The following is a 25,869-nucleotide window of genomic DNA, read 5'->3' as shown; positions in this document are numbered from 1 at the left end:
GCAACGAAGTTCGTCGACCTTCCACGAACTTCTGCTTGACCGCCGACAGAAGTGGTCATAGTGTGACGCTCGGTCAGTGACGACCGCACCATCTCGACGAGGAGAACCCCTGGTGACCCAACCGATCTCGGTTCAGCTCTACACCGTCCGCGACGCCCTCTCGGCCGACCTGCCCGGCACGCTCCAGCGCATCGCCGACATCGGCTACACGAACGTCGAGGCCTTCGGCTTCGTCGACAACGCCGACGAACTCGCCGCCGCGCTGCGCGACGCCGGCCTGGCCGCCCCGAGCGGACACGCACGGCTGCTGGACGCCGGCGAGCAGGACCTCGAGCGGATCTTCCACGCGAGCGTCACCGTCGGACTCGGCACCCTGATCGACCCGCACATCGACGAGGCCCGCTGGACCACCCGCGAGGACGTCGAGGCCATCGCCCGCGAACTGAGCGCCCTCGCCCCCCGCGCGGCCGACCACGGCCTGGTGCTCGGCTACCACAACCACGCGTTCGAGTTCTCGAACCGCATCGACGGCGTCAGCGCCTACGAGGTCTTCGCCGAAGCGCTGTCCGACGACGTCGTGCTCGAGCTCGACACCTACTGGGTCACGGTCGGCGGTGACGACCCGGTGGCGATCATCGGCAAGTACGGCGACAAGATCGAGTTCCTGCACGTCAAGGACGGCGACGGCTCGCACGACGACGACAAGCAGGTCGCCGTGGGCAACGGCATCATGCCGGTCCGCGAGATCCTCGCCGCCGCCCCCGACGCACTCCACGTCGTCGAGCTCGACGGCCACGAGGGCGACGTCTTCCAGGCGGTCGCCGACTCGTACACGTTCCTCGAGGGGGCCCGCGCATGACCGACACCACGGCGTCCACCGCCCTCGACAGCAGCACCCGGACCGGCCGCGTCGGCGTCGGCGTCATCGGCGCCGGGGTCATCTCCGACCAGTACCTGTCGAACCTCACCGTCTTCCCCGACGTCGAGGTCCGCTTCATCGCCGACATCGACCTGCCGCGCGCAGCCGCCCAGGCCGAGAAGTGGGGCGTCGCCGGGTCGGGCACCGTCGAGGAGCTCCTGGCCGACGACGACATCGAGATCGTCGTCAACCTCACGATCCCGGCCGCCCACGTCGAGGTCGCCCTGCAGGTCCTCGCCGCCGGCAAGCACGTGTGGGGCGAGAAGCCCTACGCCCTCGACCGCGAGAGCGCGACCGAACTCCGTGACGCCGCACGTGCCGCGGGCAAGACCGTCAGCGTCGCACCCGACACCTTCCTCGGTGCCGGCCTGCAGACCGCGCTCCGCACCATCCGCGACGGCCGCATCGGCAAGCCGCTCAACGGCCTGACGCTCTTCCAGAGCCCCGGCCCGGAGTCCTGGCACCCGAGCCCCGAGTTCCTCTTCGCGTACGGCGCGGGCCCGCTGTTCGACATCGGCCCGTACTACATCACCACCCTGGTGCAGACGTTCGGTCCGGTGAAGAAGGTCACGGCGACGGCGTCCAAGTCCCGTGCCACGCGCACGATCGGCTCCGGCCCGAAGGCGGGCACCGAGTTCCCCGTCGACGTCCCGACGAACCACTCCGCACTGATCGAGTTCGAGGACGGCGGGAGCGCGCAGAGCGTCTTCTCGTTCGAGTCGGACCGCGGTCGCACGGGCGTCGTCGAGATCGCGGGCGAGACCGGCACCGTCGTGTTCCCGGACCCGAACAACTTCGACGGCGACACCGAGCTGTACGCGCTCGGCGCCGAGGAGCCCGAGACGATCCCCGCGGTCGGCTCCACGTACTCGCGCGGCACCGGCGTGGTCGACCTCGCCCGCTCGCTCCGCGCCGGCGACGAGAACCGGGTCCCCGGTGCACTCGCCTTCCACGTCCTCGACGTGATGGTCTCCATCGCCGAGGCGGCAGAACGTGGCGAGGCGGTGCTCGTCGAGAGCACCGTGTCGCCCTCCCAGACCCTCCCCGAGGGCTGGGACCCCGCGGAGCAGACCCTGGCCTGACCGGCCCGGATCCGCCCCGCACACCACAGCAGCACCCGAAGTTCCATCCCGCACCACCCCTGCACCATCCCTGCACCATCTCAACGACGAGAAAGTAGAGAGTCATGCGCACTGCCATCCGCGCACTGGCCATCACCGCGGCCGCCGCACTCACCGTGACCGGCCTCGCAGCCTGCTCCTCCGGGTCGTCCGGTTCCTCCGGCGACTCCAAGACGCTCACCTACTGGGCGTCCAACCAGGGCACGTCGCTCCAGAACGACAAGGAGGTGCTGACCCCCGTCCTCAAGAAGTTCACGAAGGAGACCGGGATCAAGGTCGACCTCCAGGTCATCGGCTGGAACGACCTGCAGACGAAGATCCAGACCGCCGTCACCTCGGGTCAGGGCCCGGACGTCGTCAACATCGGCAACACCTGGGCCACCTCGCTCCAGGCGACCGGTGCGTTCCAGGAGTACGGCGACTCCGAGATGAAGGCGATCGGCGGTGCCGACAAGTTCGGCAAGGTCGCGCTCTCCACCGGTGGCGCCCCCGGCAAGACCGTCACGAGCGTCCCGCTCTACGGCCTCGCGTACGGCCTGTACTACAACAAGTCCATGTTCAAGAACGCCGGCCTCGAGGCACCGACCACGTGGGAAGACCTCACGGCGGACGCCAAGAAGCTCACGACCGGCGGCAAGTACGGCTTCACCATCGCCGGTGGTTCGTACACCGAGAACTCGCACTTCGCGTTCATCACCTCGGCGCAGAACGGTGGCGAGTGGTTCGACAAGGACGGCAAGCCGACCTTCACCGACAAGGCGAACGTCGACGGCATCAAGCGCTACCTCGACCTGATGCAGTCCGACAAGGTGGTCAACACCTCGAACGCGCAGTACGACAACGGCACACAGGCCGTCTCGGACTTCGCGAACGGCAAGGCCGCGATGATGCTGACGCAGAACAACGCGAACGCGACGATCACCTCGCAGGGCATGAAGACGGACGAGTTCGGCGTCGTGCCGTTCCCGACCACCGCTGACGGCGAGGACATCGCGTCGTTCCCGGCCGGCATCAACCTGTCGATCTTCAAGAACACGAAGAACAAGGACGGCGCGCTCAAGTTCGTCAAGTACATGACGAGCGCGGACACGCAGACGACGCTCGACAAGCCGTACTCGGCCCTCCCGGTGCTCGCCGCCGCGGCTGACTCGGTCACCGACGAGCAGACGAAGACGTTCCTCGACATCTACAACAACAAGGCCAAGCCCCTCCCGCTGGTCCCCGCCGAGGACCAGTTCGAATCCACCGTCGGCAAGGCGATGAACGACATGTTCGCCAAGATCGCAACCGGCGGCTCCGTGTCCGACAGCGACATCAAGACCGCGCTGCAGACCGCCCAGGACCAGGTGTCCCAGGCGAACGGCTGATCCACCCAGGAGGCCCGGGCGCGTCCGCAAGGACGCCCCGGGCCTCCACCCCTCGCGTCCACAGCCGGACGCGCCGGGGCAGGTGGTCACCGGCCCCACAGCCCCAGAGCCGGCCATCCGCCGGCAGTGAGCGTCCCGTCTCACGCACGCCGTGCCTCCCGTCCGCTGCCACGGACCGGGGTGCGAAGCACCCGAACCCCCTCCTGCCGAAAGGCCCCCGCCCATGTCCACGACGGTCCTGCCCGATGCGGAGCGCATCGACCTGACGCACACGAAGGGCTCGACGCTGTCGGGCCGTCCGCCAGGTCGCAAGCGCAAGACCAACTGGCTGCCCTACGCGCTCGTCGCGCCGGCCATCCTGTTCGAGCTGCTCATCCACATCGTCCCGATGCTCACCGGCATCTGGATCTCGTTCATCCAGCTCACCAAGTACTTCATCGCCAACTGGGGCGCTGCACCCTTCGCGGGACTGCACAACTACTCCGTCGTCGTCGACTTCGACCAGGCGATCGGCAAGGGCGTCCTGCACTCCTTCCTGATCACCTGTGGCTTCACGGTGCTGGTCGTCGGCCTCTCCTGGACCTTCGGCATGGCCGCCGCGGTCGCGCTGCAGAAGCCGTTCAGGGGCCGCGGGCTGTTCCGCACCCTGTTCCTGGTGCCGTACGCGCTGCCGATGTACGCCGGCATCATCACCTGGAAGTTCATGTTCCAGCGTGACTCCGGCGCGGTGAACCACGTCCTGGTCGACCAGTTGCACCTGTTCAACGGCACTGGCCCGTTCTGGCTGATCGGCTCGAACGCCTTCGTCTCCGTCGTCGTCGTGGCGATCTGGAAGACCTGGCCCTTCGCGTTCCTGATGCTGATGGCCGGCCTGCAGTCCGTGCCGAACGACGTCTACGAGGCCGCCTCGGTCGACGGCGCGAAGCCGTTCCGGCAGTGGCGCTCGATCACGCTGCCGATGGTCCGCCCGGTCAACGTGACGCTCGTGCTCGTGATGTTCCTCTGGACCTTCAACGACTTCAACACGCCGTTCGTGCTGTTCGGCTCGACCGCGCAGCCCCCGGCCGCGGACCTGCTGAGCTTCCACATCTACAACGCGTCCTTCATCACCTGGAACTTCGGCTCCGGTGCCGCGATGAGCGTCCTGCTCCTCATCTTCCTGCTCATCGTCACCGGCATCTACCTCGCCGTGACCAACCGGAGGTCCGTCCGTGCGTGAGACATTCGGCGCCAAGTCCTTCAAGGTCGTGACCCTGGTCATCCTGACCCTGTTCACGGTCGTGCCCCTCTACGTGATGATCACCACGGCCATCAAGCCGCTCGGTGACGTGCAGAACGACTTCACGTGGATCCCGACGAACATCACCATCCAACCGTTCATCGACATGTGGTCGACGGTGCCGCTCGGCAAGTACTTCGTGAACTCGCTCGTGGTCTGCACGGTCGCCACGGTGTTCTCGCTGATCATCGCGACGTTCGCCGCCTACGGTGTCTCGCGGTGGAACTTCAAGGGCAAGAGCACCTTCACCACCGCGGTGCTCTCCACCCAGATGTTCCCCGGCGTGCTGTTCCTGCTCCCGCTGTTCCTCATCTTCACGAACCTCGGGAACTCGCTCGGCATCCAGCTCGTCGGCAGCTGGACCGGCCTGATCATCACGTACCTGACGTTCACACTCCCGTTCTCGATCTGGATGCTCGCCGGCTACTTCGAGACCATCCCGCGTGAGCTCGACGAGGCCGCGATGGTCGACGGTTCCGGCCCGATGGGTGCCCTGTTCCGGGTCATCCTGCCCTCGGCCCGCCCGGGGCTGGTCGCGGTCGGCATCTACTCGTTCATGACGGCCTGGGGCGAGGTGCTCTTCGCCTCGGTCATGACCAACGGCGACGGGCAGACCCTGGCGGTCGGTCTGCAGCAGTACTCGACGCAGACGAACGTGTACTGGAACCAGATCATGGCCGCGTCCCTGGTCGTGTCCATCCCCGTGGTGATCGCGTTCCTCATCGTGCAGCGCCAGTTCGTCGCAGGCCTGACCGCCGGTGCCGTGAAGTAGGCGGTCTCACCCCGGCCCCGAGACTCGGGCTGGGCGACAGTCCTCGTGCCATCGCGCCCGAGAGACGTCGCTCAGCCCGAGTCTCGTCGTTCCGGGCAGGATGGGGCGCATGAGTGGAGCGCGCGGGCGGCAACTGCTGCCAGGACAGACCAGCCGGGTGCACGTGTACGACCTCGAGTCGCGGACGAGCCACCTCGTCTTCGAGTCGTCGTCGCTCCTCGTCGAGGCGCCGAACGTCCTGCACGACGGCACGATCCTGCTGAACGGCGACGGCGACCTGTGGCTGCTGCCGCTCGCCGACGGCGCGCAGGTCCTCGACGAGACTGCACTCGTCCCGGTGCCGATGCCCGGTGTGCCCGAGATCAACAACGATCACGTGCTCGACCCGTCGGGCCACTCCGTCGTGGTGAGCGGCCGCGACGGGGACCTGTACCGGGTGCCCGTGCCGGCCGGCGGAGCGGCGGCGACCCTCACCGACGTCACCACCGCGCTGCCGGTCGTCCGGAAGTTCTACCTGCACGGCATCGCCCCGGACGGGGAGACCCTCGCGGCGATCGTCGGGGAGCGCACCGAAGCGGGCGTCTGGACCACCGACGTCGCACTCGTCGACCCCGCCACCGGCGAACCGACGTTCCTGACCCGCGACGAGCACCCCGACGACGGCGTCTCGTTCGCGGGCGAGATGCTCGTGTGGAACTCGGAGCGGTTCACGCCGGGCACCGCGCAGCTCGTCGCGCTCTGGCCGGGGGCGACCGACCCGGTCCGGATCACGAACGACGACCGGGTGAACTGGTTCCCGCACGTCTCGCCGGACGGGGAGCACCTGCTCTACCTGTCGTACGAGCCGGGGGTACAGGGCCACCCGGCCGACCACCGCGTGGAGCTGCGGCTGCTGCCCGGGGTGCTTGTCCGCGGCGCCCGGATGATGCCGGTGCCGGAGACCCTCGTCGTGCTCGACGGCGGCCAGGGCACGGTCAACGTCCCGCCGTGGTCCCCGGACTCCCACTGGTTCGCCTACTGCGACTACCCGGTGGGTCGAGACTCGGTCTGAGCGACAGTCCTCGGGCTCGTGGCCACGAGGACTGTCGCCCACCGCGAGACTCGGGTCACCTCAGACCTCGCGCACCTGCCCCTGCTTGAGGTGCAGGCGACGCTCGGCCCGCTTCGCCACCCACGAGTCGTGCGTGACGATGACGACCGTCAGCCCGCGTTCCTTCCACTGCTTCTCGATGAGCCCCATGATCTCGTCGCGGGTGCCCTCGTCGAGCGCGCCGGTCGGTTCGTCCGCCAGCAGCACGCTCGGGTTCTTCACCAGGGCGCGGGCGATCGCCACGCGCTGCTGCTGCCCGCCGGAGAGCTCGGCCGGCAGGTGCTCCATCCGCTCGCCGAGACCGACCTCGCGGAGCGCCGCCGTGGCCCGCTCGCGGATCTCCGAGCGCGCCCGGTTCGCGAGCGACCCCGCGAACGCCGTCTCGACGTTCTCGAGCGCGGTCAGCGTCGGGATGAGGTTGAAGCTCTGGAACACGAAGCCGATCTCGGTCGCCCGCAGGTCGGTCAGCGCACGGTCGCCGAGCTTCGCCACGTCGCGGTCGCCGCCGAGGTGGATCGAGCCGGCCGTCGGCCGGTCGAGCGCCCCGAGCATCTGCAGCAGCGTCGACTTGCCACCGCCGGTCGGCCCCTGGATCGCCACGAGCTGTCCCTGCGGGATCGTCAGGTCCACGTTCGTCAGCGCGGTGACGGTGCGGTTCTTCTGCTTGTACGTCTTGCTGACGTTGGTCAGTCGGTACATCGGACTGGAGGCGCGGCTCGCCTCCGCCTGGCCGGGTGCGGTGTCGGTGCTGGTCACGGTCACTCCTTCTGGTCGCGTGCTCGGGATCGGTGCGGGTCCGGCGGTCGGCACCGCGCCGGTGGCGGGGCCGGGCATCAGGCCACGCTCCGCAGGGCCTCGGCCGGACGGAGCTTGCTCGCGCGCCAGCCGCCGAGTGCGCCGGCGATGAGGCCACCGAGGATCGCGAGGCCGATCGCCAGCAGGATCACCTCGACGGTCACCGGGGCGTGCAGGACCACGTCGGTCGTCGACGCGGTGCTCGCGCCGCCGCCGAAGCCACCGGCCGGGGCGCCTCCGGTCGTGCCGCTGCCCGCGGCCGCGGTCGCCGCGCCACCGGGCATGCCACCGCCGCCACCCGCGCCGCCGCCGGTCGTGCTCGACGCGCTCGCCGAGATGGTCGGGCTGATGACGTTCACCACGAGGATGCCGATCAGGCCGGCTGCTGCGCCGAGGACGCCGCCGATGAGGCCCTGCACGAGCGACTCCCCGGCGACCTGGCGGGTGATGCGGCCGTTCGACCAGCCGATGGCCTTGAGGGTGCCGAACTCGCGGGTGCGCCTCGTGACGCCGGAGATCGTGAAGAGGATCGCGATGAGGAACGCCGCCGCCAGCACGACGATGGACAGCCAGGTGCCGAGGTTCGAGACGAGGCTCGACGCGGTGCTCAGCGAACCGGAGACGCTCGACGCCAGGTCGGACTCGGTCGAGACCGTGGCGGTGGTGAGCTTCTGCTGCAGGGCGGTCTTGATCGCGCTGACGTCCGACGAGGACTCGGCGGACACGTAGATCGAGGTGACCTTGCCGTCGAGGTCCGCCAGCGCCTGCGCGGTGTCGAGGGGGATGTAGGTGTTCGAGCCGGTCGTCGACGACGAGCCGGTCGAGGTGACGATGCCGATGACCTCGAAGTCGGTGCCGCCGATGTCGACGGTGTCGCCGACCGCCTTCGACTCGCTCTTCGCGTAGGACGCGTCCAGCACGACGACGTCCTTGCCCGCGTCCTTCGCGGTGAACGTGCGGCCCTTGGTGAGTTCGGTGCTGGTCAGCGGGCCGACGGCGTCGCCGGAGACCGGGATGCCGGTCACGGTGAACGAGTCGACGTTGAACGAGCCGCCGCCGAAGCCGCCGCCCTGGCCGGAGTCGCCGCTCGGCGGGCCCTGCTGGGTGGAGCTGTCCGTGCTGCTGCTGTCGGAGCTGCTGGTGTCCGTGCTGCTGCCGTCGGTCGACTGCTGGACCTGCCCCGAGAACGTGCTGTTCTCGAGGGTCAGGACACCGGTCGCCGCCTTCACGCCATCGGTGCCCGTCACGGTCGTGAGGTTCGCGGCGCTGAGCGTGCTCGTGCCGCGGGCGACGGCGAGCCGTGACTGCGACAGGTCGGTCGAACCGCTGCTGTCGCTGTCGTCACCGCTCTGGCTGCCGAAGTCGAAGCTCGGTCGACCGGAGCCCGACGCGCTCGGGGTCGTCGTCTTCGTGACGGTGATGTCGGTGCCGACGCCGTACACGGACTGCAGGACGCTGGACTGGGCCGCCTTCACGCCGCCCGCGATCGAGGACACGATGACCACGAGGGCGATGGCCAACGCCATGCCGATCGCGATGATGACGGTCTGCTTCTTGCGGTTCGTGAGTTCGCGCCTGAGGTAGGTCAGGAACATGGTTCTCCTCGGTGGTGGCCGGCTGGGGTCACCGGCCGCGCAGAGCGCACGGCGGGGCCGACGGAGGAGAACGTAGGCAGCCGGTCAGTGGCCGCCCCATCGGCAGCCTATGAGCTGTCTAAGGGGCCCTCAGCTCGCGTCGCCGTACTCCCGGCGCAGGTGCTCCGCGTAGCCGCCGGGCGTCCGGCCGGCGAACCGCCCGCTCGTCACCACGGGCAGGTCGACCGTCGCGTCGACGCGGAACCCCATCGCGTGCGCCCGCTCGACGAGCCGGACGTCCTCGTGCTCGGGGACGGGGTCGAACCCGCCGAGCGCCAGGTACGCCGATGCCAGCACGCCGAGGTTCGCGCCGTGCACGTGCCCGAGCGCGGCACCGGGCGGGTGCGCCTGCGTCCACCGGGCGAGCACGACCGGGTCCAGGTCGTCCGGGTCGGGGACGACGGCGCCGACGAGCACGTGCGCCCCGGAGCGGAGGGCGTCGGCCTGCTGGACGAGCCAGCCCTCCGGCACCCGCGAGTCCGCGTCGGTGTGGGCGAGCCAGCGGGACGCCGGGTCGGCGGGGTGCTGCCGGAGCGCGTGCATGGCCCCGATGGTGCGCGCCCGACCGACGCCGACGTGGGCGGTCGCGACGACGTCGACGGGGAAGCGCTCGACGACCGTCGCCGTGTCGTCGGTGCAGCCGTCGAGCACGACGGTCACCGAGACCGCCACGTCGGGGTGCTCCCCGGCGAGTCGGGCGCGGGCGGCGAGCAGGGCGTCGAGGCAGGCGGCGATGCGGTCCTCCTCGTCGTGGGCGGGCAGCACGACGTCGATCCGCGTGACGCCGGAGGGCGCGGTCACGGGACGAGTCCCTCGGCCCGTGCGACCGACACGACGCCGGGGCCGGGCAGGACGCTCAGCACGAAGTCCGGTTCGACGTGGCGGACGAGCGCCGGTCGTGGCCACCGTTCCGCGAGTCGGGCGTCCACCGCGTCACCGCTCGACACCGCCTCGTCGTCGGGGTGGCGCCAGTGGCAGGCGACCAGCACGCCGTCGTCGTCGAGCGACGCCAGCACCCGGTCGATCGTCTCGTCGAGGTCGGCGGGGGACAGGTAGTAGCCCACCTCGGACATCACGACGAGGTCCCACCGACCCGTCGGCCACTCGGTGGGCAGCGAGGCCTGCACGAACCGGGCCCCCGGCGCACGGACGGCAGCCCGGGCCAACGGCGCGGCCGAGATGTCGGTGCCGAGCACGGCGTCGGCGCGTTCGGCGAGCGCTGCGGTGAGGACGCCCGTGGCGCAGCCGAGCTCGAGCGCGGACCGGTACCGCTCGCGGGGGAGCGCGGCGAGCGTCACTTCCCGCTTGCGGCGTTCGTACCAGGAGCGCTCGAAGTCCCAGCCCTCCGGCTTCCGCTCGTAGTGCGCGTCGAACGACTCCCGCGAGCGCGACGCCGTCGGCTCGGGCGCGAAGAACCACTCGGTCGACCGCAGGTGGTGCGCGGCGTGCCGGTCGTCGACGATCGCCTCGTCCCCGGCGGCACCGGACAGCGGGCGGACCTGCGAGGCGTAGGCGTCGAGGGCGGCGCGCTTCCGTTCCCGGACGGCGTCGGCCAACGGCAGGCCCCGGGCTCGGTCCCACGGCTGTGCGGACGCGGACGGGTCGTCCCAGTGCCACGCCCAGATCGGGTACGTCAGCAGCGACACCTCGGTGGCATCGGCGGTCACCGCTTCGGCGACCTCACCAGCGATGCGGTGGTCCCGGTGACCGTCCCCGCGCCACGGCGCCACCACGAGCGTCGGCCGCGCGGCGTCGTCGAGCGCTCGCCGCAGGGCGTCGGTGACCTCGTCCCGGTGCTCCCGCGTCCCGCCGTCGGGGATCCCGACCGACGACGCCGTCGCCCAGGGGTGCAGCGTGGCGAGGGCCCGGACGAACTCGTCGTCGCGCACGGTCGCCAGCTCCGGCGCCGTCGTGGTGGGGGAGTCCGGGTGCGAGCGCTCGCCGCGGGTGAGGAGCACGACGTGGGTGGGGAGTACCGCATCGGCTGCGGTCGCGATGAGCCCGCCGGCACCGAGGGTCTCGTCGTCGGGGTGCGGCGCGAGGACCACCACGGAGCCGATGCCGTCCAGGTCGAGGGGTGTGGCCGACCGTGTGTCGAGGAACGGCGTCCACGCCGCGGGGTCGGTGCCCGGCTCGCGGTGGTCGAAGCTCACCACGCGACACCGCCGCGTTCCGTCACGATGCGGCCGATCCGGGCGAGGTCACGAGCCCCGTGGTCCTGCAGTACGTAGAGCTCGAGGTCGGCGACCCGCGCCGCGACCGCGGGGTCCGAGGTCAGGGGAGCCGGGCCGACGGTGGCGACGACCCGCTCGCGCACGGCGTCCACCGCTCGGCGCACCCGGGAGCGTACCGTCTGGGCGAGCAGCGGCCAGTCGGCGTCGGGAGCATCGGCGGCCTCGGACCGGTCGATCCGGGCGGCGGCGTCGGCGAGGGCGTCCTCGGCGTCCGCGAGGTCGAGCACGGTCGCACCGAGGGCGGCCTGCAGCAGTTCGGACTCCGGGTGGGCCGCGGCCAGCGCGCGCAGGATCCGGCCGAGGCCCACCGCACCGCCCCACCAGCACGCGGCGACGCCGATGCCGCCCCACGCGAAGCCCGGTCGCTGCAGGTACCAGCCGGGTGCGCCGACGAGCCGTGCCGTGGCGCCGTCGAAGTCCACCGGGCCGCTCGGCACGTCGGGCATGCCCCGGGCGACCCAGGCCTCGTCGTGCGCGGTGACGCCGTCCTGCCGCAGGTCCACCGCGACGAGGACACGGTCGTCGCCGGCGTGCGCGGTCACCAGCGCGTGCGACAACGTCGACGCGAGGGAGCACCACGGCTTCGTGCCGGTCAGGATCGCCGTGCCGCCGTCCTGGAGCGCGGCCTCGAGGCGGAGTCCCGGGCCCTCGGCGGCGAAGACGCCCCAGGTCGAGTCGGCGGGGACCGGCACGTCGGCCTGCTGCAGGATGCCGAGCGCGTCGAGGTGGGGTTCGACGGTGCGCGCGGTCGCGACGTCACCCGCGGCGACGGCGGCGAGCGTGGCGAGGAACCCGCCGGCGGTCCCCGCGGACAGGAGCGGGGTGGTGGTGGCGAGCGTGCGCGCGGCCGTCAGACGGTCTGCCGGGCTCGAGCCGGGCCTCCCGGCCGTCTCCTCGATCCCCGCGGTGTCGACGTGCCTGGCGGACGGTGGCCAAGCGGAGGATCGCAGCATCCCCCCAACCTACGAAGGAGCGGCCGAGTGCACTCGGAGCGATCCACAGAGCGCGGAGGGGCGGTCCACAGACAGCTCATAGGAATTCCTCGATACTCGAAGACGTGACCATCTCCCAGCCCGCAGCAGCCCCGCGCCTCACGCGTGCCGACGGAACCCCGTTGCGCATCCTGGTCGTCGACGACGAAGCCAGCCTCACCGACCTGTTGTCCATGGCGCTCCGCTACGAGGGCTGGGACGTCAAGAGCGCGAACGGCGGGCAGGACGCCCTGACGACGGCGCGGGAGTTCAAGCCCGACGCGATGGTGCTCGACGTGATGATGCCGGACCTCGACGGTCTGCAGGTGCTCAGCCGGCTGCGGCAGAACAACGACGACACCCCGGTGCTGTTCCTCACCGCGAAGGACTCGGTCGAGGACCGCGTGACCGGGCTCACCGCCGGCGGTGACGACTACGTCACCAAGCCGTTCTCCCTCGAAGAGGTCGTAGCCCGGTTGCGAGGCCTCATCCGCCGCTCGCAGATCTCGATCTCCGAGGCGGGCGACTCCCGCATCGTCGTCGGCGACCTGGTGCTCGACGAGGAGTCGTACGAGGTGCACCGTGCCGGCCGGCCGATCGAGCTGACCGCCACCGAGTTCGAGCTCCTCCGCTTCCTGATGCGCAACCCTCGTCGCGTGCTGTCGAAGGCGCAGATCCTGGACCGCGTGTGGTCGTACGACTTCGGCGGCAAATCCTCGGTCGTCGAGATCTACATCTCCTACCTGCGCAAGAAGATCGACGCCGGTGAGACCCCGATGATCCACACGGTGCGCGGCGTCGGGTACGTCATCAAGCCCACCTCGTGACCCTCCGGCGTCGGCTCGTCCTGAGCATCGTCGCGCTCGTCGTCGTCGTCAGCGCGGTGATCGGGGCGGTGAGCATCATCGCGCTCTCGTCGATCCAGACGGGTGCGATCGACAAGCAGATCACGAGCGCCACCCACCGTGCGCAGCGCTACCTCGAGCAGAACCAGAGCGGGCAGCCGAGCATCGACCTGTCCCGTCCGTCGGGGCAGGCCGCCGGCACCCTGACCGCCTACTTCGTGGACGGGCAGGTCGTCATCGCGAACGTCCTCGACGACTACGGGCGACCGAGCTCCATCACGCAGTCGAGTGCCGCGGCCCTCGGCCAGGTGCGCGTGGGCGGCGACCCGGAGACGGTCGACCTCGGCTCGGACATCGGGCGCTACCGGCTCACCGCCGTGACCGTCGGTCCCGCCGTCCTGGTCGTCGGACTGCCGATGGCCCCGGTCTACGCCAGCGTCTGGTCGCTGTTCTGGGTGGTCGTCATCGTCGTCGGCACCGCCCTGCTCGCCGCGTCGATCGTCGCGGCCGTCGTGGTCCGGCGTTCGCTGCGCCCGCTCGAGCGCGTCGCCGAGACCGCCTCGACCGTGGCCCGGATGCCCCTCGACCGCAGTGACGCCCTGGATGGCGTCCGCGTACCCGACACCGACCCCCGCACCGAGGTGGGCCGGGTCGGCAGCGCCTTCAACCGGATGCTCGGACACATCGCAGGCGCCATGCAGGCGCGGGAACGGTCCGAACAGAAGGTCCGGCAGTTCGTCGCGGACGCCTCGCACGAGCTCCGCACGCCGCTCGCCTCGGTGCGCGGGTACGCCGAGCTCACCCGTCGGATGGGCGGTGACCTGCCGAAGGACGTCGTCTACGCCATGAGCCGCATCGAGTCCGAGTCGATCCGGATGACGTCGATGGTCGAGGACCTGCTGCTCCTCGCCCGCCTCGACGAGGGGCGCGAGATCCAGTTCGACGAGGTCGACCTGACCGGCCTCGTGCTCGACGCCGTCAACGACGCCCACGCCGCATCGCCCGAGCACGTCATCGAGATCGACGTGCCGTCCTCGCCCGTCGTGGTCGTCGGGGACGCCGCACGCCTGCACCAGGTGATCGTGAACCTCGTCACCAACGCCAGGACCCACACGCCCGAGGGCACCCGCATCACGGTGGGTCTCGCGCCGTCGCCGTCCGGCCCCGGGGTCGACCTGACCGTGCGCGACACCGGTCAAGGCATCGACCCGGAGTTCCTGCCGAAGCTGTTCGAGCGGTTCGCCCGTGCCGACAGCTCCCGGTCGCGCACCGTGGGGTCGACGGGGCTCGGGCTGGCGATCGTGGACGCGGTCGTGCAGGCGCACGGCGGGAGCGTCGAGGTGGCGAGCGTGCCGGGCGACACCGTGTTCACGGTGCACCTGCCGGTGGATCCGTCGGCTGCGTCGGAGTCGGCCGCGTCGGCTGCTTCTGCGGTGTCCGCTGATTGGTCGGGGACGCCCGCTGCGGTGGACACGGCCCACTGACGGCCAGGAGGCGCGGGGCAGGCCCGCACCGCGCCTCCAGTCCGGTGTTTGGTGACGCCCACGGCGTCTGGTACAGTTCTCGAAGCCAAAGACCGCCGGATGTCGCCCTGCTCGCAAAGTGTTTGTGAACATCGTGACCGAAGGTCCTCACTCGTGAGGCATCCCGCGCAGGTGTTCCGAACCACTCCCACCATCTGGTGAGAGCAGCTCCGAGCCTCTGCGCCGGAGCTTTTTTCGTTCGTGGACCTGGGGCTACCGGCAAGAAACCCCAAGGAGAACCATGGCGAACAAGGAAGCTGCGGTCGCCGAGCTCACGGAGTCCTTCCGTAGCTCGAACGCCGTTCTGCTCACCGAGTACCGCGGTCTCACGGTCGCGCAGCTCAAGGAGCTCCGCAACTCGATCCGTGAGCACGCCACGTACGCCGTGGTGAAGAACACGCTGACCAAGATCGCGGCGAACAACGCCGGCATCTCGTCGTTCGACGACGAGCTCGCCGGTCCGTCCGCTCTCGCCTTCGTCCACGGTGACACCGTCGCCGTCGCGAAGTCGCTGCGTGCATTCGCCAAGGCGAACCCCGAGCTCGTGGTGAAGGGTGGTTACTTCGACGGTAACCCGCTCTCCGCGACCGAGGTGGACAAGCTCGCCGACCTCGAGTCCCGTGAAGTTCTGCTCGGCAAGCTCGCCGGCGCCTTCAAGGCCTCGCTGTTCGGTGCTGCGTACCTGTTCCAGGCCCCCCTCTCGCAGGCCGTCCGCACCGTGGACGCCCTTCGCGAGAAGCAGGAGTCCGCGGCCTGATCAGGCTCGCGTTCCACAACCACACGTATTACTGAGTAGTAGGAGAAAATCATGGCGAAGCTTTCGCAGGACGAGCTCATCGAGGCCTTCAAGGAGCTCACGCTCATCGAGCTCTCGGACTTCGTGAAGAAGTTCGAAGAGGTCTTCGAGGTCACCGCTGCTGCCCCGGCCGCTGCTGCCGCTCCGGCCGCTGCTGCCCCGGCCGAGGCCGCTGAGGAGAAGACCGAGTTCGACGTCATCCTCAAGTCCGCTGGTGACAAGAAGATCCAGGTCATCAAGGAGGTCCGTGGCCTGACGTCGCTCGGCCTCGGTGAGGCCAAGGCGCTCGTCGAGACCGCCGACGCCAAGATCCTCGAGGGTGCGAACAAGGAGACCGCCGACAAGGCGAAGGCGACCCTCGAGGCCGCTGGCGCCACGATCGAGCTCGCGTAGTCTCGACCGTTCGGTTCACGAAGGCCGCTGCCCCTCGGGGTGGCGGCCTTCGTCGTTGCCTGGGGTGCGGTGCGGCCCGAGACTCGGCGTGAGCGACACTTCTCGCGACGAAGAGGCCGAGATCGGTCGCTCATGCCGAGTCTCGGTCTGCAAGGCCCAAGACTCGGGGGATCAGACGATGATCCTGTGCTGGCGGAACAGAGCGCAGAGTCGGTCGGGATCGACGAGATGCCACCAGGTCGGACGGACGACAGTCCGGACGCTGGGTACCGAACGGAGCCGGTCCTCTCGGACCTTCTCGTGCCAGACGGCATCACCCGGCGCGTGGCCAGCGAGCATGCCCCGATCGGTGTACTTCTGCTTGCCGTCGAACTCGACGACGACGCCGGTGTCCTCGAACCAGAAGTCGACCCGGTCCACTGCGCCGCTCGCGTGCCGGAACTCGTGCTGCGCGGCCGGACGAGGGAAGCCGAGTTCGACCATCCGCACCGCCGCGAACGACTCTCCGACCGACTCGTGCAGCGGGTCGAGTGCCGCGGCGACGGTTCGGCACCTGACCGATCCGCGTCTGGGGCGCGTCGGGAGTGCTGCTTCGAGGTCTCCGACCGCGAGCGTTCCGCTGCGAACCGCGTGGTCGATCGCCACCGCCGCCACGGACGGCTCGAGGGTCGTGGCGAGGTCGACAGCGGTGCGCAGCGCACTGGTGAGGCGCACCCCGGCGAAGGAGGACGGTCTCGTGCCGGTCTCCGGGGGACCAGCGTGCCGCACGAGGTGCGCTCGGTGTTCCGTCTTGCGCGTTGCACCGTCGGTCACGTGTACGCGTTGCGGGGGAGAACCGATCAGTGGCCAGCCGTACGCGATCGCGGCCGTCAGGTGGGAAAAAGCAGCGTCGTCGCGGAGCTGCGGCGCCAGAGCGCGTGCGATCAGGAGGTGTTGTTCGATGCGGCTGGCCTCCCGCCAGACCTGCGCGTCGACGTAGACGCCGTCGGTGATCCGGACGAGCTGGCCCGCGCGGTGTCGCCGCTGGAGCAAGCGGGATCCGGTCGGGTCGAGACTCGTCGCTCGGAGAAGGCGCGTTCGTTCGGTTGTCATGGCTGGAGCCTCGCGGCCCGACGTGCGTCAGGTGCTCCGCGCGAGCCGGCCTGTGGAGAGTCCTTCGTGGTGAGGGACTGTGGACGAGACTCGGTGCTGGCTCCGCGATTCTCGCGGTGAACGACATTTCTCGCGTGCCAGAGCTCGAGAAGTGTCGCTCAGGCCGAGTCTCGGGGCGGGGCGGGCGGGTCAGCGCAAGGTGCTGTGACGGCGGCCGTAGGCCAGGTAGAGCACGGCGCCGACGACCATCCAGATGCCGAAGGCGATCCACGTCGTGGCGCCGAGGAACACCGCCAGGAGCACGCAGCTCAGGGCGCCGAGCATCGGCACGACGGGGAACAACGGGACGCGGTACGAGCGCTCGAGGTCGGGCTGCGAGCGACGGAGCACGATGACCGACACGTTGACGAGCGCGAACGCCACGAGGGTTCCGATGCTGGTGGCGTCGGCGAGCTCGCCCAGGGGGACCAGGGCGGCGACGATCGTGACCGCGATGCCGATGATCAGCGTGTTCGCGATGGGGGTGCCGGTGCGTCGGGAGACCCGCCCGAAGACCTTCGGGACCAGACCGTCGCGGGCCATGGTGAGCAGGATGCGGGTCTGGCCGTAGAGCACCGTCAGCACCACGCTGGCGATCGCGATCACCGCGCCGATCGAGAACACCAGTGCGACGAGCGGCTGTCCGGTGACGTCGACGACGATGCGGACGAGCGAGGCCTCGGACGACGAGAAGTCCGTCCACGAGCGGGCGCCGATCGCGGCGATGGCGACGAGGATGTACAGCGCCGTGATGAGCGCGATCGAACCGATGATCGCCCGGGGGAGGTCGCGGCGCGGGTTCTTCGCCTCTTCGCCGGCGGTGGAGGCGGCGTCGAACCCGATGTACGAGAAGAAGAGCCTGGACGCCGCCGCGGTCACCCCGGCGGCACCCATCGGCGCGAGCGGTTCGAAGTTCTGCGCCTGGAAGGCCGTGAAGGCGACGACCACGAAGAACACGAGCAGTGCGATCTTCACGACGACCATGACGGTGTTCACCCAGGCGCTCTCGCGGGCACCGGGGATCAGGACGACGGTGGCGAGCAGGACCAGGACGGCTGCTGGCAGGTTCACGACGCCGCCGTCACCCGGAGGCGCGGACAGTGCCGTCGGCAGGTGCAGCCCGAACACGCGCAGGGTCTCGTCCACGTACTCGCTCGCGCCGACGGCGACCGCGGCCACCGAGACGGCGTACTCGAGCACGAGGCACCATCCGCAGACCCACGCGATGCCCTCGCCCATCGTGGCGTAGGTGTACGAGTAGCTCGAGCCCGAGGTCGGAACGGCTCCGGCCATCTCGGCGTAGGACAGTGCTGAGAGCAGGGCCGCGATCCCGGCGACGACGAAGGAGATCCACACGGCCGGACCCGCGAGCGGCACGGCCGTGCCGAGCACCACGAGGATGCCGGTACCGAGGGTCGCGCCGACGCTGATCATCGTCAGGTGCCAGACACCGAGCGACCGGCGGAGCGGTTCGCCGTTGACGCCGACGGCCGCCTCGGACTTCAGTTGCTCGATCGGCTTGCGGCGGGCGAGCTGCTGGCGGAGGGACGTGGGACGGGACGGCGCGGACGTCATGGGACCTCGGTGGTGCGGGGGCGGGGACGGCACATGCTCGCACGCCCCCTGAACGGGGTCAAATACGGCCGTCGGACTGCACCGCGGAACCGCGGCCGTCGAGCGCGCGCCGATGTCCGACGGCGGGGATACGGTTGCTGCATGAGCATGGGCGGCGGGATGCGCGGGGGCGGCGGTGGCGGTGGTCCGCGCGGCGGCGGCCGGATCTCCAGCGGTGACTTCCGTGCGCAGAAGGCTGCCAACGCCGAAGCGCCGAAGATCCCGCACCTGGTGAAGCGGATCGCCGGGCTGTTCGTCCCGCACCGCAGGTCGATCGTCCTGACGGTCGTCCTCGTGCTGATCGGTGCTGCGATCTCGGTGATCCCGCCGCTGTTGACGCAGCAGGCGTTCGACCGGGGCCTGTTCCCACCCTCCGGCAGCCCCGACGTCCCGGTGCTGGTCGAGCTCGTGTCGGCGATGGTGTTCCTCTGGATCGCGAGCGCCGGGGTGGGCGTCTGGCAGACGTACCTGACGGCGACGGTCGGCAACAAGGTCATGGGCGCCATGCGGATGCGCCTGTTCGGGCACCTGCAGCGCATGGAACTCGCGTTCTTCACGCGCACGAAGACCGGTGTCATCCAGTCCCGCCTGCAGAACGACGTCGGCGGCGTCGCGAGCGTGCTGAACAACACGATCTCGTCGGTGCTCGGCAACACCGTCACGGTCATCGCCGCCATCGTCGCGATGCTGCTGCTGAGCTGGCAGATGACCCTGGTCGCGGTCGTGCTGCTCCCGTTGCTCGTCATCGCGCAGCGTCGGGTCGGGCAGGTCCGTGCCCGCATCGCCGGTCAGACGCAGGAGTCGCTGTCCGACATGACGGCGATCACGCAAGAGGCACTGAGCGTCTCCGGCATCCTGCTGGCCAAGAGCTTCAACCAGCAGCGCAGTGAGACCCGCCGCTACGGGGACGAGAACCGCAACCAGATCCAGTTGCAGGTCCGCCAGCAGATGTCCGGGCAGTGGTTCTTCGCGATCGTGCAGATCTTCCTGTCGATCATCCCGGCGATCATCTACCTCGTCGCGGCCTGGCTGATCATCGGCGACGTCCCGATCACCGCCGGCACCATCGTGGCGTTCACGACGGTGCAGTCGCGCCTGCTGTTCCCGACGGTCGGACTGCTCCGGGTGGTGCTCGACCTGCAGACCTCCGGAGCGCTGTTCGCCCGCATCTTCGAGTACTTCGACCTGAAGCCCGCGATCACGGACTCGCCGACGGCGAAGCCCGTCGACGACACCATGGTCGGTCACGTCGCGTTCGACGACGTGACGTTCACGTACCCGGACGGCGAGGCCGACAAGCCGACGCTCCGCGGGGTCTCGTTCGCCCTCCGGCCCGGCCAGTTCGCCGCCTTCGTCGGTCCGTCGGGCGCGGGCAAGACCACCGTGTCGTACCTGGTGCCACGGTTGTACGAGGCGACCGAGGGTTCCGTGCGGTTCGCCGGACAGGACGTCCGCGACCTCGTGCACGAGGACCTCATGCGCCACGTGGGGATCGTCAGCCAGGAGACGTACCTGTTCCACGCGACGATCGGCGAAAACCTGCGCTACGCCAAACCGGACGCCACCGACGACGAGGTCGAACGGGCGGCACGGGCGGCGAACATCCACGACACGATCGCCTCGTTCCCGGACGGCTACGACACCGTCGTGGGAGAGCGCGGGTACCGGCTGTCCGGCGGCGAGAAGCAGCGGATCGCGATCGCGCGGGTGCTCCTGAAGGACCCTCCCGTGCTCGTGCTCGACGAGGCCACGAGCGCGCTGGACTCGATCTCGGAGCGCGTGGTGCAGACCGCGCTCGACACCGCGGCTGCGGGGCGCACCACCATCTCGATCGCGCACCGGCTGTCGACGATCCGGGACGCCGACGTCATCTTCGTGCTCGACCACGGGCGGATCGTCGAGCAGGGAACGCACGACGAACTTCTCGCGATCGACGGCACCTACGCGCTCCTGCACCGGCAGCAGAACACCCCGGCAGACGCCGTCGAGCGCTGAGCCGGCCGGCCGGCGCCGGTGCGCACAGACCGACAGTCGCCGACGCACGCGGCGCGTGCGCGGAACGGACAGGTGACCCGACGGCGGACGGGAGGCCCGTGACCGGGCCGCAGCGCGCCTCCCGTCCGACCGCGCCCCGTCTCCAGCCCGCCGTCGCGCGCTCGCCGTCGCGCGCTCGCCGTCTCCACCCCGCACCGCGACAGATGTCGCGAACGCGACCACCGAGGTCACGAAGCCGCAACGAACGTCGGATACCTGACACGAGTGTTGCTCGCGTGGTAGCTGTGGTTGACGCGCACGCGTGCACCCTGCCCTCCTGAGCGGAGTTCGAAGTGACTGCAGTCCCACCGACGTCCGACACCACCGGCCCCGGTTCCGACCCGATCCCGCCGAGCACGACGCCGCAGGCTGGTGGCCCGCGCGTCGTGGAGGACGCACCACGCAGGAAGGGCAAGCTGCGGGCGTTCCTGACGAGCGGCTCGCTGGACATCCAGTCGAAGCTGCTGGTGATGCTGCTCGCGGTGAGCATCATCGCGGCGTTGGTCGTCGGCGTGGTCGGCTACCTGAACGGTCGGGCCTCGCTCGAGAACGCAGCGTTCAACCAGGTGACGTCCTTGCGCGAGGCCCGGATCACGGAGCTGAAGCGGTCGTTCGACCAGTTCACGCAGACGGTCGTCGCCCAGACCCGCAACGAGAGCGTGATCGGCGCGACGAAGGCGTTCTCGGCGGGGTGGGACGACCTGCGGGACCGTCCGGTGTCCGATGCCGACCACACGAAGGTCGACGCCTGGTACGCGGACACCTTCGTCCCGCAGCTCGACGCCCGGAGCGGCGGCTCGGCGAATCCCGACCAGTTCGCGCCGACGACCGACCCGCAGGCCTACCTGCAGGCGCGGTACACGGCGCCGTTCGACGACTACGACAAGGCCGCGCAGCTCGACGACGCCGGTGACGGCAGCACATGGTCCGAGGCGCACGCCGAGTACCAGCCGTACTTCCGGCAGGCGGTCGAGTCCGCCGGCTACGAGGACCTGCTCCTCATGGACACCGACGGCGACGTGACGTACTCGACCTACTCGGGGGCGGACCTCGGTTCCAACCTGCGGGACGGCCCGTACCGTGACTCGAACCTGGCGAGCGGGTACGAGCAGGCGCTGCAGCTGACCAGCGCGGACGACTTCGTGGTGACGGACTTCGCCCGGTACGCACCGAGCCTCAACGTCCCGACGCTGTGGGTGATGTCCCCGGTGGGAGAGGACGGCAAGATCATCGGCGTGATGGCCGTGCAGGTGCCGGTGGACCTCATCAACCAGGTCATGACGGGCAACCAGGGCTGGGCCGACGACGGGCTCGGCGACACGGGGGAGTCGTACCTGGTGGGGGCGGACCACCTGATGCGGTCCTACCCGCGCCAGCTGCTCGAGCACCCGAAGCAGTACCAGCGCGACGTGATCGCCGCGGGGACCGCACCCGGCACGGCCTCGCGACAGATCGCCGTGAAGGGGTCGGTGCTCCTGCAAGAGGTCAACACCACACCGGTCAGCCGGGCGTTGCAGGGCAAGTCGGGCACGGTGATCTCGACCGACTACCGCGGAAAGGAAGTGCTCGCGGCGTACGCCCCGCTGGAGGTGGACGGCCTGCGCTGGGTGGTCGTGGCGCAGATGGACACCGCCGAGGCCTTCGCCCCGGTGAACGACTTCGCCCGGAACATCGGGTTGTCCCTGGTCGCCATCATCGTCCTGGTGAGCCTGCTGTCGCTGCTGTTGGCGCAGGTCTTCGTCCGACCGATCCGCCGCTTGCAGACCGCGGTGAACCGGGTCAGCAGCGGTGATCTCGGGGTCGAGGTGCAGACGAAGGCCGGTGACGAGATCGGCGACCTCGGACTCGCCTTCAACGACATGAGCCGGAGCCTGCAGGTGAAGCAGGACCTGCTCGACGAGCAGCGGCGGCAGAACGACACCCTGCTCCTGACGCTCATGCCGGAGGAGGTCGCCCGTCGGTACAAGCAGGGCGACGAGACCATCGCCTCGGACCACCAGGACGTCGCGGTGGTCTACGCGGACATCATCGGGTACGACGACTTCGCCGCCGGCCTGACGGCGGAGGAGTCGCTGTCGCTGCTCAACGACCTGTGGCGGGCTCTCGACGAGGCCGCTGGTCGGCACGGCATCGAGCGGGTGCGCACGACGCGCAGCGGCTACCTGGCCAGCTGCGGACTGAGCGTCCCCCGTGTCGACAACGTGCGCCGCGTGATCGACTGGGCGGAAGAGGCGCAGGGCGCGCTCGAGCGCTTCAACGCCCAGCACGGGTCGAAGGTCGGGCTGCGCGCCGGCATCGACACCGGGCAGGTGACGAGTGGTCTGGTGGGTCGTTCCAGCATCGTCTACGACATGTGGGGCGACGCCGTCAGCCTGGCCTACCGGGTGCAGGGCATCGCGCCCGCGCCCGGTGTCTACGCGACGCAGCGGGTGATCGACAAGCTCGGTGACCGCGGTGGCGTGCAGGACGTCGGGACGGTGCAGACCCAGACCGGTCCGCAGAAGGTCTGGAAGCTCGAGCGGGTGACGTCGTGATCGCCTTCTGGGAGCAGGCGTGGTTCTGGCCGTCGATCGGCGTGATCGTCGGGCTGCCGGTGATGCTCCTGGTGCTCACCGAACTGCAGTCCGCCCTGGAACGGCACCACAACCCGATGCACAAGGTCGTCGGGCTGTTCCGCAACGCGGTCGTCCCGATCATCGCGATCCTGGTGCTGTCGGTGCAGGTGACCGACGCGGTCGACCCCGGCAAGCCGGTCGTGAACCAGGTGATCGGCACGGTGCTGGGGTTCCTGGTCATCGTCTTCGTGCTGAACGGCCTGAACATCGTGCTGTTCACGAACGCACGCGAGGGCAGCTGGCGCGAGAAGATCCCGTCGATCTTCGTCGACATCGCCCGCATCGTGCTCATCGCCCTCGGGCTCGCCCTGGTGTTCAAGATCGTGTGGGGCGCCGACGTCGGCGGCATCTTCACGGCGCTCGGCGTCGGGTCCCTCGTCATCGGCCTCGCGCTGCAGTCCGCCGTCGGCCCGGTCATCGCCGGACTGTTCCTGCTGTTCGAGCAGCCGTTCCGCCTGGGCGACTGGCTCGACACCGGCGGGACGCGCGGCCGGGTGGTCGAGGTGAACTGGCGGTCGGTGCACATCGACACCGGTGCCGGCATCCTGATCATGCCGAACTCGTCGCTCGCCGGCTCGTCGTTCACGAACCTCAGCCGCACCGGCGGCACGTTCCCGGTCACGACCTCCGTCACCTTCACGACGGACGACCCGCCCGCCGCGGTCGTCGCGCTGCTGCAGCGGGTCGCGGCCGGTCTGCCGCAGCGGTACCCCGGCACGCAGCCCGTCGCGGTGCCGGCGGGCGGCGCAGCCTACGACCTGTCGTTCGAGGTGCGCGGCCCGTCGCAGGAAGCGGACGCGCTCGCCCAGTTCCGGATGTGGCTCTGGTACGCGGCGCGTCGCGAGGGACTCGGGCTCGACGGCGACACCACCGACGACTTCGTGACGGACGCCCGTCGCGACGAGGCGCTCGCGGCCATCGCCGCGACGCTGTACCTGAGCGGGGACGACAGCGTCGCGCTCGCCCCGGTCGTGCGCCTGGAGCGCTACGCCGCCGGCGAGGTCATCCACCGGGTGGGGACCGTGCCGGACTCGGTCCGGTTCGTCCTGTCCGGCAGCGTGGACCTTCGGGTCCCGTTCGAGGACGCCGAGTTGCCGGCGACCCGCGTCGAGGCCGGCGACTACGTCGGACAGACGGCGTTGACCCGGGAGGCCCTGCTCACGACCGCAACGGCGCTCACCGAGGTCGCGGTGCTGGTCATCCCCGCCACAGCGCTCGACCAGATCGTCCGGTCCACCCCGGCGCTGGCGCGCGACATGGGCGACGTGATCGACCGTCGACGCGCCGAGGTGTCCGCAGCGGTGTCCGCGCACGTCGCATCCCAGCAGAACGCGGTGACGGCGTCCTAGACTCGGGCCCGTGCGTTACGCGAACTCCGTGGTCGACCTCGTCGGCGACACCCCGCTCGTCAAGCTCAACCGCGTCACCGAGGGGGTGCGCGCGACCGTCCTGGTGAAGGTCGAGTACCTCAACCCCGGTGGGTCGTCGAAGGACCGCATCGCCACGCGGATCATCGACGCGGCCGAGGCCTCCGGCGACCTGCGACCCGGCGGGACGATCGTCGAACCCACCTCGGGCAACACCGGGGTCGGGCTGGCGCTCGTCGCCCAGCAGCGCGGCTACCGGTGCGTGTTCGTGCTGCCGGACAAGGTCGGCGAGGACAAGCGCAACGTCCTGACCGCGTACGGCGCCGAGATCGTCGTCACGCCGACCGCGGTGCCGCCGGAGCACCCGGAGTCGTACTACTCGGTGTCCGACCGGCTCGTCCGCGAGATCCCCGGCGCCTACAAGCCGAACCAGTACGCCAACCCGAACGGCCCGCGCAGCCACTACGAGACCACCGGTCCGGAGATCTGGCGCGACACCGAGCAGCAGATCACCCACTTCGTCGCGGGCGTCGGGACGGGTGGGACCATCTCGGGCACCGGGCGCTTCCTGAAGGAGGCGTCCGACGGTCGTGTCCGCATCGTGGGCGCCGACCCCGAGGGCTCGGTCTACTCCGGCGGCACCGGCCGTCCGTACCTGGTCGAAGGCGTGGGCGAGGACTTCTGGCCGACCGCGTACGACCCCGAGGTACCGGACGAGATCATCGCGGTGTCGGACGCCGACTCCTTCGCGATGACCCGGCGCCTGGCGCGGGAAGAGGGCCTGCTCGTGGGCGGGTCCAGCGGGATGGCGGTCGTCGCAGCGCTGCGGGCCGCCCGCGACCTGACCGAGGACGACGTCGTCGTGGTGCTGCTGCCCGACGGCGGTCGCGGCTACCTCGGCAAGATCTTCAACGACCGGTGGATGCGCTCGTACGGCTTCGCCGAGACCGACGAGGCGCGCACCGTCGGGTCGCTCATCGCCGGCAAGGACGGCCGTCTGCCCGACCTGGTGCACGCGCACCCGGCGGACACCGTGCGCGAGGTCGTCGACATCATGACCAAATACGGGGTGTCCCAGATGCCCGTGCTCAGCGCGGAACCGCCGGTCGTCATCGGTGAGGTCATCGGGGCGGTCGCCGAGAAGGACCTGCTCGAACAGGTCTTCACCGGTGCCGCGAAGATGACGGACGCCCTGACCGGGTTCGTGGGCGAGCCACTCCCGTTGATCGGCGTGGGCGAGTCCGTGTCCGCAGCGCGTCGAGCCCTCGAGATGGTGGACGCCCTGCTCGTCGTCGAGGACGGCAAGCCGGTCACGGTCCTGACCCGCCACGATCTCCTGACCTACCTCTCCGAGTAAGGAACGCAGCCA

Annotated in this window: 21 protein-coding genes; 14 read left to right on the top strand and 7 right to left on the bottom strand. The window is 70.0% G+C overall.

The genetic code is table 11. The annotated features are described in order from the left end of the window. The first annotated feature begins 112 nt into the window (after positions 1 to 112). The 6 genes from ITJ60_RS01080 to ITJ60_RS01055 all read left to right on the top strand — a co-directional run bounded on the left by ITJ60_RS01080 (position 113) and on the right by ITJ60_RS01055 (position 6,509). Positions 113 to 859, top strand: a complete 747-nt coding sequence (locus ITJ60_RS01080) for a sugar phosphate isomerase/epimerase family protein (RefSeq protein WP_194646395.1) — start codon at positions 113 to 115, stop codon at positions 857 to 859. After that, on the top strand, positions 856 to 2,001 hold the full coding sequence (locus ITJ60_RS01075; protein WP_123938624.1) for a Gfo/Idh/MocA family protein: 1,146 nt from the start codon (positions 856 to 858) through the stop codon (positions 1,999 to 2,001). Before ITJ60_RS01080 ends, ITJ60_RS01075 begins: the two co-directional genes overlap by 4 nt. A gap of 104 nt (positions 2,002 to 2,105) precedes the next feature. Beyond that, a complete protein-coding gene (locus ITJ60_RS01070; protein WP_194646394.1) occupies positions 2,106 to 3,407 on the top strand; it encodes an ABC transporter substrate-binding protein in 1,302 nt (433 codons plus the stop codon). Positions 3,408 to 3,630: 223 nt separating this feature from the next. Next, on the top strand, positions 3,631 to 4,626 hold the full coding sequence (locus ITJ60_RS01065) for a carbohydrate ABC transporter permease (RefSeq protein ID WP_111084254.1): 996 nt from the start codon (positions 3,631 to 3,633) through the stop codon (positions 4,624 to 4,626). After that, positions 4,619 to 5,458: a carbohydrate ABC transporter permease gene (locus tag ITJ60_RS01060; RefSeq protein WP_111084253.1), complete on the top strand. Its 840-nt coding sequence runs from the start codon at positions 4,619 to 4,621 to the stop codon at positions 5,456 to 5,458. Before ITJ60_RS01065 ends, ITJ60_RS01060 begins: the two co-directional genes overlap by 8 nt. 109 nt (positions 5,459 to 5,567) lie before the next feature. Continuing rightward, positions 5,568 to 6,509 carry a TolB family protein gene (locus ITJ60_RS01055; RefSeq protein WP_194646393.1) on the top strand — a complete coding sequence of 314 codons (942 nt, stop codon included), beginning with the start codon at positions 5,568 to 5,570 and terminating at the stop codon, positions 6,507 to 6,509. A gap of 60 nt (positions 6,510 to 6,569) precedes the next feature. Here ITJ60_RS01055 and ITJ60_RS01050 read toward each other — a convergent pair whose 3' ends face one another. From ITJ60_RS01050 to ITJ60_RS01030, 5 genes are all read right to left on the bottom strand, one after another. Then, entirely contained in the window at positions 6,570 to 7,247 is a 678-nt protein-coding gene (locus ITJ60_RS01050) for an ABC transporter ATP-binding protein (RefSeq protein ID WP_111084468.1), read from the bottom strand. A gap of 134 nt (positions 7,248 to 7,381) precedes the next feature. Beyond that, positions 7,382 to 8,938, bottom strand: coding sequence for an ABC transporter permease (locus ITJ60_RS01045; RefSeq protein ID WP_194646392.1), 1,557 nt, complete (start codon positions 8,936 to 8,938; stop codon positions 7,382 to 7,384). Positions 8,939 to 9,067: 129 nt separating this feature from the next. Then, complete coding sequence (locus ITJ60_RS01040; protein WP_194646391.1) at positions 9,068 to 9,778, bottom strand: glycosyltransferase; 711 nt, start codon at positions 9,776 to 9,778, stop codon at positions 9,068 to 9,070. Next, a complete protein-coding gene (locus ITJ60_RS01035; RefSeq protein WP_194646390.1) occupies positions 9,775 to 11,133 on the bottom strand; it encodes a PIG-L family deacetylase in 1,359 nt (452 codons plus the stop codon). Before ITJ60_RS01035 ends, ITJ60_RS01040 begins: the two co-directional genes overlap by 4 nt. Then, positions 11,127 to 12,164, bottom strand: a complete 1,038-nt coding sequence (locus ITJ60_RS01030; protein ID WP_194646389.1) for an acyl-CoA dehydrogenase — start codon at positions 12,162 to 12,164, stop codon at positions 11,127 to 11,129. Before ITJ60_RS01030 ends, ITJ60_RS01035 begins: the two co-directional genes overlap by 7 nt. 104 nt (positions 12,165 to 12,268) lie before the next feature. On the opposite strand from ITJ60_RS01030, the gene ITJ60_RS01025 reads away from it, so the two are divergent. From ITJ60_RS01025 to rplL, 4 genes are all read left to right on the top strand, one after another. Then, positions 12,269 to 13,009: a response regulator transcription factor gene (locus ITJ60_RS01025; protein ID WP_017888661.1), complete on the top strand. Its 741-nt coding sequence runs from the start codon at positions 12,269 to 12,271 to the stop codon at positions 13,007 to 13,009. Next, positions 13,006 to 14,511 (top strand): ATP-binding protein, encoded by a 1,506-nt coding sequence (locus ITJ60_RS01020; RefSeq protein ID WP_194646388.1) that lies wholly within the window; start codon positions 13,006 to 13,008, stop codon positions 14,509 to 14,511. Before ITJ60_RS01025 ends, ITJ60_RS01020 begins: the two co-directional genes overlap by 4 nt. A gap of 280 nt (positions 14,512 to 14,791) precedes the next feature. Then, positions 14,792 to 15,307 (top strand): 50S ribosomal protein L10, encoded by a 516-nt coding sequence (gene rplJ, locus ITJ60_RS01015; protein ID WP_070418388.1) that lies wholly within the window; start codon positions 14,792 to 14,794, stop codon positions 15,305 to 15,307. Positions 15,308 to 15,358: 51 nt separating this feature from the next. Further along, positions 15,359 to 15,739 (top strand): 50S ribosomal protein L7/L12, encoded by a 381-nt coding sequence (rplL, locus tag ITJ60_RS01010; protein WP_017888664.1) that lies wholly within the window; start codon positions 15,359 to 15,361, stop codon positions 15,737 to 15,739. Between the two features lie 171 nt (positions 15,740 to 15,910). On the opposite strand, the gene ITJ60_RS01005 is transcribed toward rplL, so the two are convergent. Together ITJ60_RS01005 and ITJ60_RS01000 are read right to left on the bottom strand one after the other, a co-directional pair. After that, a complete protein-coding gene (locus ITJ60_RS01005; protein ID WP_194646387.1) occupies positions 15,911 to 16,831 on the bottom strand; it encodes a hypothetical protein in 921 nt (306 codons plus the stop codon). Between the two features lie 189 nt (positions 16,832 to 17,020). Beyond that, the gene (locus ITJ60_RS01000; RefSeq protein WP_194646386.1) at positions 17,021 to 18,445 is read right to left on the bottom strand and encodes an amino acid permease; all 1,425 of its coding nucleotides are present in this window, start codon (positions 18,443 to 18,445) and stop codon (positions 17,021 to 17,023) included. 159 nt (positions 18,446 to 18,604) lie between these two features. Between ITJ60_RS01000 and ITJ60_RS00995 the strand changes: the two genes are divergently transcribed. From ITJ60_RS00995 to ITJ60_RS00980, 4 genes are all read left to right on the top strand, one after another. Further along, positions 18,605 to 20,479 carry an ABC transporter ATP-binding protein gene (locus tag ITJ60_RS00995; protein ID WP_194647049.1) on the top strand — a complete coding sequence of 625 codons (1,875 nt, stop codon included), beginning with the start codon at positions 18,605 to 18,607 and terminating at the stop codon, positions 20,477 to 20,479. Between the two features lie 332 nt (positions 20,480 to 20,811). After that, on the top strand, positions 20,812 to 23,052 hold the full coding sequence (locus ITJ60_RS00990; RefSeq protein ID WP_194646385.1) for an adenylate/guanylate cyclase domain-containing protein: 2,241 nt from the start codon (positions 20,812 to 20,814) through the stop codon (positions 23,050 to 23,052). Continuing rightward, positions 23,049 to 24,482: a mechanosensitive ion channel domain-containing protein gene (locus ITJ60_RS00985; RefSeq protein WP_194646384.1), complete on the top strand. Its 1,434-nt coding sequence runs from the start codon at positions 23,049 to 23,051 to the stop codon at positions 24,480 to 24,482. The genes ITJ60_RS00990 and ITJ60_RS00985 overlap by 4 nt, the downstream gene beginning before the upstream one ends. Positions 24,483 to 24,492: 10 nt before the next feature. Further along, positions 24,493 to 25,857, top strand: coding sequence for a cystathionine beta-synthase (locus ITJ60_RS00980; RefSeq protein WP_194646383.1), 1,365 nt, complete (start codon positions 24,493 to 24,495; stop codon positions 25,855 to 25,857). The last annotated feature ends 12 nt before the right edge of the window (positions 25,858 to 25,869 follow it).

Source organism: Curtobacterium sp. VKM Ac-2884 (genome assembly GCF_015350945.1).
Lineage (GTDB): Bacteria > Actinomycetota > Actinomycetes > Actinomycetales > Microbacteriaceae > Curtobacterium.
This window is presented reverse-complemented; position numbering and strand designations above follow the sequence as displayed.